Here is a 7609-nt window from a genome sequence, read left to right on the forward strand (position 1 = left end):
AGCCACCCCCAAAGCAAAGGCGCTTCACCCAATTCACCCCGCCGGGACTTTACTAGTGCAACTTCTGGAAACTGCCACGCTAAATCCTGCCGCGCACGATTCACGATCGGAGACTGAACGCGATTTAAATGAGCGAGTCTCAGCACGAGTTCGCGGATTCTGACAATAGTGCGATCGCGAATTTGGACAAATCGCCGCGGGTCTTTTTGGTAATCGAAGTAATAGCAGGCCAGCGCCAAGGCATCTGCATCATCATCCTTGTCAGGTAGTGCCAAGTGATTGGCTCGATAATTTCGCAATTCCTTGTGGCCCACCAACCGAACTTCTACCCCGCTTCGTGCCAAGTGAGTGCCCCAAAGCTTGCTGTAATTGTTGCCAGTTGGTTCTAGTAGTGCAATGTCCGCGTTGAGCGCGAGTAAATCTTGAATACCTTTTGCATCAGCGCTCAACTTAAAAAACGGACATTCGTAATAAAATTGACGTGGATCTTCGGGCTTATTCGTGAGCAAACAAGCCGAAACTGAGGACTTGCTAACATCAAGTCCCAAAATTCTAATCATTCAGTTACTCCTGGGTGGTTTCGTCTTGTTCCCTGATGCCATGCCTGCGAATCACCCGAAGGCCGTTGAGCCTAATTCACTCTCAAGGCAAAACCAGAAGCGGTAACTTCTGGTGACATAGGGGAGGGAACAGCACAATCACAGCAGCCGAGCTTACGAAGTCACGAAAGCCATGCAGCTTGATTCCATCAAAAAGCCCTAAGCTGCTGTGTGTATGTGCTGTACGTCTGGGTTGGACTCCAGTCCGCGACGCGATCATGTGCGATCGCGTTTCGCCGGCGAGTCAATCGGCTCATCGGGCGGTGTACACAGCGAATTCTAATGTGAAGTTTTTTGCCGCAGCTTTTTTCTTTAAACTATTAGTAAAAGCTTTATTCAGGAGAATTACTTCGTATTCATAGTGATAAACAAGTGTCGTGCCTGAGTTGGGCTTGGTATCAAGAATTATGTCTTTTATGAACTCTCGCCTTTGTCGAATGGAATATTTATTCAGTTTCATAGTCGTTTTAAAAATGCTCGTTTGACTTTTCTTGAATTTTTAACTTGTCATTTCGTTCGAGTAATTCCAATATTCTCGAAGCCATGAATGAGCGATCGTAATGAGGAATGCCACTTCTAGAAAGCGCTGCTAGCAAAATTTTGATTTCTGCCTCTAACTTTGTATCTATGTTCAGATTTTCAAAAATTGCCAGCATACACCTTGCATAAGCTCTTACTTCTTTATGGGTTAACTTTCCTGAATCATCATTACTTGCGATGCGTTCCAGGATAATTTTCAGCCCTTTAGTATCACCGTCAAATCCAAACATTAAACTCCTGACTCTCCTAAGAACTTCACAGCACCAGCAATAATTTCTAGTCTTTTAATTACATCGAGTTCGTAATCAGTCATGCTAATTATCGGGTAATCCCGATTGCCGTACCTTACTTTTAAATGTCGTATATACATATCTGGATAACCAAATGCACCAGGAATAATTTGCTCCTTAACTATTAGGGATCGTTCGTTGGTTGGAATATCTTTAGAAGAGAAACCATGTTTGTTTTCTCTGTCCAAGTCGTAATAACTAATAAACTCTATGTTTTTGTTCATGATTGTGTGATATTTTTGACATTGGTAGATGAAAACGCGATCGCACTCCTCCCAGAGACGCGATAGCTAACTTTTGAACGGCTCCATAACTCTGCCAGCAATCCCAGACACGAAGCCCAGCGACACGCCACACCACACATAAGAAGGTCTGACAAACATGGTGGCAATACCAATAACACCAGACCAAAACAGACCTGTTGCTAATATCTTGAGTCCTTTACCCGGTGACTGGCTGTTGATAGCTTGGGCAATGATTTGTGAATCTTCCAATGAAGCAGTGATTTTTGCAATGTCCGTCTGACATTCACGCTCAAGTCTCGCGATCGCGTCTCGATCTGCCTTGACCGGAGATGTTGCCATTTTGACAAGCGCCAAACTTAGCACTTCGTTACCATCCATTCCTCTGTCCCTCGTCTAAAATTTGCTGTAATCGCCGCTTGCCCTCTTCCCATCGGCGGCCCCCCATTTTCAATATTTGCTCAATCACATAAGTTTCCCCTTTGACTTCCAACAGACCGATTACTGCCAAATAGAAGGCTTTATTGTCGGAAGTGGAAGCGGAAGTTTCACCGGTCCGATCCGCGCTCGGCTCTTTATATAAGTGTTCTAGGCTAGTGGTTAACTCCTCCTTAACTTCCGGCGGGTAAGTTGGTGCAGCGCCATAAATTTCATAGAGCGCTTGCTCTTGCTGCTGAGTATGCAGTCCAATTTCTACCTGTTCCAGTTCTTGGTTCATCGCTGATAGCGCTGCACGTCGGGCATCCTGTGCAATGAGCCGCCGCGATTCCCCAACTAGTTGCACTGATGCAACAAGTGCCAAGCTGTAGCTGATTCCTTTGCCAATTTGGGGCAGGGGAGAAAGTGCAGCTAGCCAAAAAGCTGTAGCGCTAGCTAGCAAACAGTTGGTTTTTAACCACCTATCAGCCATGACAGCATTCCTCCCAAAACAATCGAAACTGCGATCGCAATCAGCAAGGCATAATAATCTGGTTCGGACAATTTGAGAAACTGTCTCACCGCGTCATCTGTCAGTAGGGCAAGGGCTAGAGCGACCCCAGACATTATGTAGATAACACACATCACCCGAAACAAAGCTGGATGCAGCGCCCCTAGCCAAGCCACAAAGCTAGAGGCGATACACCCCAGGAGAAACCAAGCCCCCAGGTGTACCGCCTTTGCCATTAGTATTTTTCCTTAATTTGGGCTTTGAGTTCGTCAATTCGTTGCTGTGCCCTGTTTTCAGCGCGGTCTAGTCCAAGTCCCAGTTTTGCGTATTCAGGTCGCAGCGTGTGGAGATGCCTTGCAGTGGAGGCGTCAGAGCGCTTTTTAGTGAGTTCGCTGTCTGCAACTCCCTTAATGTAGTTGCGATGGGCAGTGTGTACCTGTGCGTCCGATTGTTCAAGTTTTTTGAGAGATTTGTAGGCGCGTTTCGCCTGACGCGCTTCTCCTGTCTTCTGGGTTGCACAAGCTTTGAGTGCATCAGCCTCAGCCTTGTTAAAGTAGCGTGGCGTATCATTGATAGGTGCTGTCCTGACAGTCTCCCAACTCCCCGCGTTTACTGGGTTAATGACGGTTGGATCTGTTGGGGCAAGCACCCGATTTTTATCAATTCCGTGGCCCCCAGTAGAGAGCGACGATTCATTACTCTTGTTGCTGGACTTTGCAGCGCTGGTAATTCGTGCCAGGATTCCCATTGTTTACTCCTATCTGTTACAAACTTGGTTTTTGACTTTCTCAAGCTGTTGGCTTTGCGCTTTCATTTCGCGCAGTTGCACTTGATCCGCGCTTTGGTACGTGGAAATTGCACCTATGCTCAAGCCAGCAACTAGTGCAGCTGCAATCATCACTAAAAATGCAGCGAGGTTATTTCCGGATGGTGTGGCTTCAGTTGCCGTTGGGTAAAATTCCCCGGTGAATGGTACAACCTTACTGGTAAGCTGTTGTTTAGTCTGTTTCATCTCCTCCCTCTAGCAACATCGGCTGATATGTGGGTAAGAGTAGATGCTCGGTTCCGGCGTTGATTGCAGCGCGGACTGATAGTTGCACTATTTGGCGTTGTTCGGGTGTGGGATTGTCCCGCATCTGTTTAATGCGTTGCAATGTTCGCCCCGGCAGCTGTCGCCAATATTCGTTGGCGAGTCGCTGTGCATCCTCCTCTAACAGCGACTCAAGTAAATCCGGTGCGTCGGATTCTGCGTCAAAATTTGCATCGTCATCCGTTGCATTTTTCGACGCACGCCGACTCTGCAACAGTTCAATTCCCGCATCAGTCCAGAGGTTTTGTTTGTGTTCATCCTTGATGACATGAATATCAAACTGGAACACTGAAGGATATCGGGTTAACCAACTGCGGATCGTGCTTTCTGGAATGTTGGTTAACTTGGCTGCTTCAGGAGTGGTGTACAGGTTCTGCATTCTGCCCCCAGCGGACTTGATCGATAATCGCTTGCATGATTCCTGCCTGGTCGGAGAGTGAAAGCTCATCTCTCATCTGTTTTGCGATCGCAAAAATTTGCTCCCGAACATCTCCGTCAAGCTGGCAACCAATATGTGATGCCAAGACGGTCAGAATAACCAGCTTTTCTCGCTTGGTCATTTTCTCAAATGTGCTGCCGTACTCCTCTTGAACTGTTTCTAAAAGTGAGTTGTCGCCGGGTGTGTATCCCGTGTAGTAGCCTAATGGCTTGGACATTGGTAAAATCTCCTTGGTATTAAATCCATTTACATCTGGCGATCGTTCAAGCAAAGGTCTGGCGATCGCCTTTTTAATTAGCCTTCCTCCTCCTCGTCATCCTCTGCCTTACTGTGTTGTTTCCGAGGCTAGTATTTCTTCGTCTGTACGGTCGAGGCTCACAAATTTGAGCCTTATTAGAGTTTCTCCAACTACTACCGAACTCATTTGACCTTCTCCTGTGCCTAGCTCCGCATCATCGGGCAGGCATCGTAGCTTTCTAATTAATTCGTCAACAGTGATTGTCATGTTATCTCCATAGGTTCAAGCTCAAGCAAAGGTCTGGCGATCGCCTTTTTAATTGCTCAACTCCACGGCAGGTCTTTCATTTGCGTTACCGCTACAGGCTGCTATCTCTGTCTGGTTGGGAGTGTTAATAGCGGGAATAGTCTTCTAATGCTCTGAGTCTTCGGTTCCAGAACTTTTCCCAAGAATCACACTGAGTTCGGTCTCTGGTAGCGATACGATACCCGCGATACCAATTAGTCCAACAATTTTTGGCAAATCCTGGCGGAATGTTCAATCAATTTACCTCCTACTAGGTATTGGGCATCAGCTAAAGGGTGTTTCCGCGCAAGGTGGCGCGGGTGCTTGCTCCGGTTGCAACGCAAAGGGTTAGGCGTTGGGGAGCGATGTTGTGGTGCAAAATTAACTTGCACGTGCTACTATCTTTTAATAGTTATTGCACGTGCAATAATAGAAGTCAAGCATATTTTTTGTAAAGCACGTGCAGAATCCTCCGTTTAGCACGTGCAATAATTTAGGGGTTGCTATGGCTATCACAAATGACAGAAGAAACCACGACAGACAAAAAGACGATCAACGCAACTGTGAGAATGTCATCGGAAGACTGGGAAGCTTTGAGAGAGAAAGCATCTCAGTTAGGACTGAATCGGACACAATTTTTTATCCAGATAGCGAGGGGAGAAATCAAGCTAGATCACGGATTACTCATACAGGAGAAACAACTCCTGGGGGAATATACCGTAGGCTGAAGGAATTACACGAAGCCTGCTTAACTGTAATTGAATCCCAGCAAAAGCAGCTTGAAAGCAGCCTACATAACAGCAAGCAACTAACAGAAGAAATAGAAAGCCTACATGTACTATTAGCAGAAGTTCTGCAAGATGTACCACATAAAGAATAAAGCCGTTTACCTGTTTGGGTAGACGGCTTTATTCGTGGCGATCGCCTCACCTCAAACCGGAGTGCGATCGCCACGAATTAATGAGGAATGACGAATGACGAATGAGGAATGACCAATGGAAAAACCAAAGAAAAAGACTCAGGTATTCAAAAGCGGACAAGTCGAAGGCTACGAAGTGGGGCTGACACTTGAAGAAATAGAATGTCATGCCTGTGGCGGCGGCGGTGAAGTTGCTGAGGACGACTTCGACGGTAATAGATACACAGAACCTTGTCCTGAATGCGACGGAGCCGGTGTTGTGTATCTCTCGATCGACTAACTAAAAAAATCAAAAAGCCACCAGAGATTTAGCGATCGTGGGTGGCTTTCCGAAAACAAACTAATAGTATTATGCCAGAAAATTCATTAAAAAATGCACTTCCTTGGACGGAAGAACACGAAGCATTCTGCTACAAACATCATATTTGCCCGGCTGCTAAATCACTTTGGCAATGGCTAATGAGGCAGGGTGTAATAGCAGAAGAAGTCGAGCCAGATTTATCAGAATTCAACGCCACAGTAGCCAAAGCAAGAGGTAAAGGATACTCACACAATTACCTCAAACAGATATTCGATACTCTTGTAGAACACAGAGTTATCCAAGTCGTTAAACAGTACAGTTGGAAGATATTTAAGTTACTTGTAAGACCCCTCGAATGGTTGAAGCCACCGAGAAAGAAGCGAGAAAAAAACTTACAAAACCATAATTTAAGTTACACTTCAAACCCTTCAAATGATAAATCTGCCGTCACGGGTGATATACAGCAGCAGCATTCTAATTCTGATATCAACTTAGAGACTCTGGCAGAAGCGGGTATACATTATGACTCCTCTGAAAAAGAAATCCTTGAACGTCCAACTAATGAGATTAAATTAGGACTTTTAATATTTAATCTCCGTGGTGGTTTAGATAAAATTCTTAATCCAGAAGGTTTTATACGTCGATGTTTACGTGAGCGTTGGTGGGAGTTTCCGCGTAATTACAATCTTTTACTTCAAATGTTTGGGAATTCTACAGAGTGGGATGAATTATTCCCCTCTGGTTAATTCCTATGCATAAAAAAAAGGCCGCTGTAACGGCCGAGGTTTTTATTAGTTCAAAAACATTATGAAACATAATTCTGATGTGCCTGGGCAATTAGCACTGTTTGCGATGCCTCCGGCGGCAAGCTACGCACCAACAGTTGAAACAAGTTCTACCATTCACGATCCTTACTGGGATGAAATACTTGCGCCCCAACAAGGAGAGGATAATCGCTGGAAGGAAGCCGACTTTGGGGAAGTCCCACACAAGGTAAGCGACAACGGACAACTGACAATTTTCTTTGACGATAGTGACGAGCCACCAGACCCAGACGACTGTTTAAACCGGGATGATTTCGAGCAAGCTTGGGAGCAGTGGGAATTACGTGTTGGGGCGCAAGTTACCTCAAGCACTGTTGCAACCACAGTAGAAACTCGTGTTGGTGGGCAAGTAGCATTACATACTAAAAAAGTTGCGCCCCAACACGATACCCACTGGGTAGAGAAATACTGGGTCGAGCGTTCTGGTAATAAATATTGGTATTACCGCTATTGCTGGATGGTAGGCAGGAAGAAAAACCGCCTTTACCTGGGTAGTGTGGACAGTATCATCGCCAAGCGCAAAAAGGCAGATGTGGAAATTGCGATCGCGGATGGTAAATTACCATTTCAGATTGAGAAACTAATCCGAGGCTGGAAGAATGAATCGCCCACCATGCCCAAGGTGCAACGGAACAACACTAATTTTTAAAAACGGCAGCTACAAGTTATCCGACAACACCTTGGTGCAAAGGTGGTATTGTCAAAAATGCCGTAAAAGCTTTAGTCCTGCAACAGTTCTGGAGATTGCCGCAGCAGGTCTTGAAGCTTCCGCAGCTCGTCCCAGGTGCGAGCGGTAATGTCTGGTTCTCTAAATTGTTTGGTAGAGCGGTAATTCTTAGTTCTCCAAGCGATGTAGCGGTCAATTATGACGAGGAAATCCCCTATCAGCATGGGGATTTTTTCAGACTCATTGG

Annotated in this window: 16 protein-coding genes; 5 read left to right on the forward strand and 11 right to left on the reverse strand. The window is 45.8% G+C overall.

The window, feature by feature from the left end; all coding sequences use genetic code 11:
* From AC1F2U_RS34185 to AC1F2U_RS34230, 10 genes are all read right to left on the reverse strand, one after another.
* The coding region (locus AC1F2U_RS34185) for an IS110 family transposase (protein WP_480265176.1) at positions 1–560 on the reverse strand (560 nt) is incomplete at its 3' end.
* A gap of 506 nt (positions 561–1066) precedes the next feature.
* Positions 1067–1369, reverse strand: a complete 303-nt coding sequence (locus AC1F2U_RS34190; RefSeq protein WP_480265177.1) for a hypothetical protein — start codon at positions 1367–1369, stop codon at positions 1067–1069.
* Positions 1369–1653 (reverse strand): hypothetical protein, encoded by a 285-nt coding sequence (locus AC1F2U_RS34195; protein WP_480265178.1) that lies wholly within the window; start codon positions 1651–1653, stop codon positions 1369–1371. The genes AC1F2U_RS34190 and AC1F2U_RS34195 overlap by 1 nt, the downstream gene beginning before the upstream one ends.
* Before the next feature lie 66 nt (positions 1654–1719).
* Positions 1720–2013, reverse strand: coding sequence for a hypothetical protein (locus AC1F2U_RS34200; protein ID WP_480265179.1), 294 nt, complete (start codon positions 2011–2013; stop codon positions 1720–1722).
* A gap of 28 nt (positions 2014–2041) precedes the next feature.
* Positions 2042–2581, reverse strand: a complete 540-nt coding sequence (locus tag AC1F2U_RS34205; protein ID WP_480265180.1) for a hypothetical protein — start codon at positions 2579–2581, stop codon at positions 2042–2044.
* Positions 2563–2835: a hypothetical protein gene (locus tag AC1F2U_RS34210; RefSeq protein WP_480265181.1), complete on the reverse strand. Its 273-nt coding sequence runs from the start codon at positions 2833–2835 to the stop codon at positions 2563–2565. Before AC1F2U_RS34210 ends, AC1F2U_RS34205 begins: the two co-directional genes overlap by 19 nt.
* Positions 2835–3347 (reverse strand): hypothetical protein, encoded by a 513-nt coding sequence (locus AC1F2U_RS34215; RefSeq protein ID WP_480265182.1) that lies wholly within the window; start codon positions 3345–3347, stop codon positions 2835–2837. Before AC1F2U_RS34215 ends, AC1F2U_RS34210 begins: the two co-directional genes overlap by 1 nt.
* A gap of 9 nt (positions 3348–3356) precedes the next feature.
* Positions 3357–3611, reverse strand: a complete 255-nt coding sequence (locus AC1F2U_RS34220) for a hypothetical protein (RefSeq protein ID WP_480265183.1) — start codon at positions 3609–3611, stop codon at positions 3357–3359.
* Positions 3598–4068, reverse strand: a complete 471-nt coding sequence (locus tag AC1F2U_RS34225; protein WP_480265184.1) for a hypothetical protein — start codon at positions 4066–4068, stop codon at positions 3598–3600. The genes AC1F2U_RS34220 and AC1F2U_RS34225 overlap by 14 nt, the downstream gene beginning before the upstream one ends.
* Positions 4043–4345 carry a hypothetical protein gene (locus AC1F2U_RS34230; protein WP_480265185.1) on the reverse strand — a complete coding sequence of 101 codons (303 nt, stop codon included), beginning with the start codon at positions 4343–4345 and terminating at the stop codon, positions 4043–4045. The genes AC1F2U_RS34225 and AC1F2U_RS34230 overlap by 26 nt, the downstream gene beginning before the upstream one ends.
* A gap of 13 nt (positions 4346–4358) precedes the next feature.
* On the opposite strand from AC1F2U_RS34230, the gene AC1F2U_RS34235 reads away from it, so the two are divergent.
* From AC1F2U_RS34235 to AC1F2U_RS34255, 5 genes are all read left to right on the forward strand, one after another.
* A complete protein-coding gene (locus tag AC1F2U_RS34235; RefSeq protein ID WP_480265186.1) occupies positions 4359–4556 on the forward strand; it encodes a hypothetical protein in 198 nt (65 codons plus the stop codon).
* A gap of 664 nt (positions 4557–5220) precedes the next feature.
* Entirely contained in the window at positions 5221–5379 is a 159-nt protein-coding gene (locus tag AC1F2U_RS34240) for a hypothetical protein (RefSeq protein WP_480265191.1), read from the forward strand.
* Positions 5380–5646: 267 nt separating this feature from the next.
* On the forward strand, positions 5647–5850 hold the full coding sequence (locus AC1F2U_RS34245; protein WP_480265187.1) for a hypothetical protein: 204 nt from the start codon (positions 5647–5649) through the stop codon (positions 5848–5850).
* 71 nt (positions 5851–5921) lie between these two features.
* On the forward strand, positions 5922–6617 hold the full coding sequence (locus AC1F2U_RS34250; RefSeq protein ID WP_480265188.1) for a hypothetical protein: 696 nt from the start codon (positions 5922–5924) through the stop codon (positions 6615–6617).
* Between the two features lie 61 nt (positions 6618–6678).
* Entirely contained in the window at positions 6679–7344 is a 666-nt protein-coding gene (locus AC1F2U_RS34255) for a hypothetical protein (protein ID WP_480265189.1), read from the forward strand.
* 71 nt (positions 7345–7415) lie between these two features.
* Here AC1F2U_RS34255 and AC1F2U_RS34260 read toward each other — a convergent pair.
* Positions 7416–7609: hypothetical protein (locus AC1F2U_RS34260; RefSeq protein WP_480265190.1), on the reverse strand; the 194-nt coding region annotated here is incomplete at its 5' end.

This window comes from Nostoc sp. LEGE 12454, from assembly GCF_056620565.1.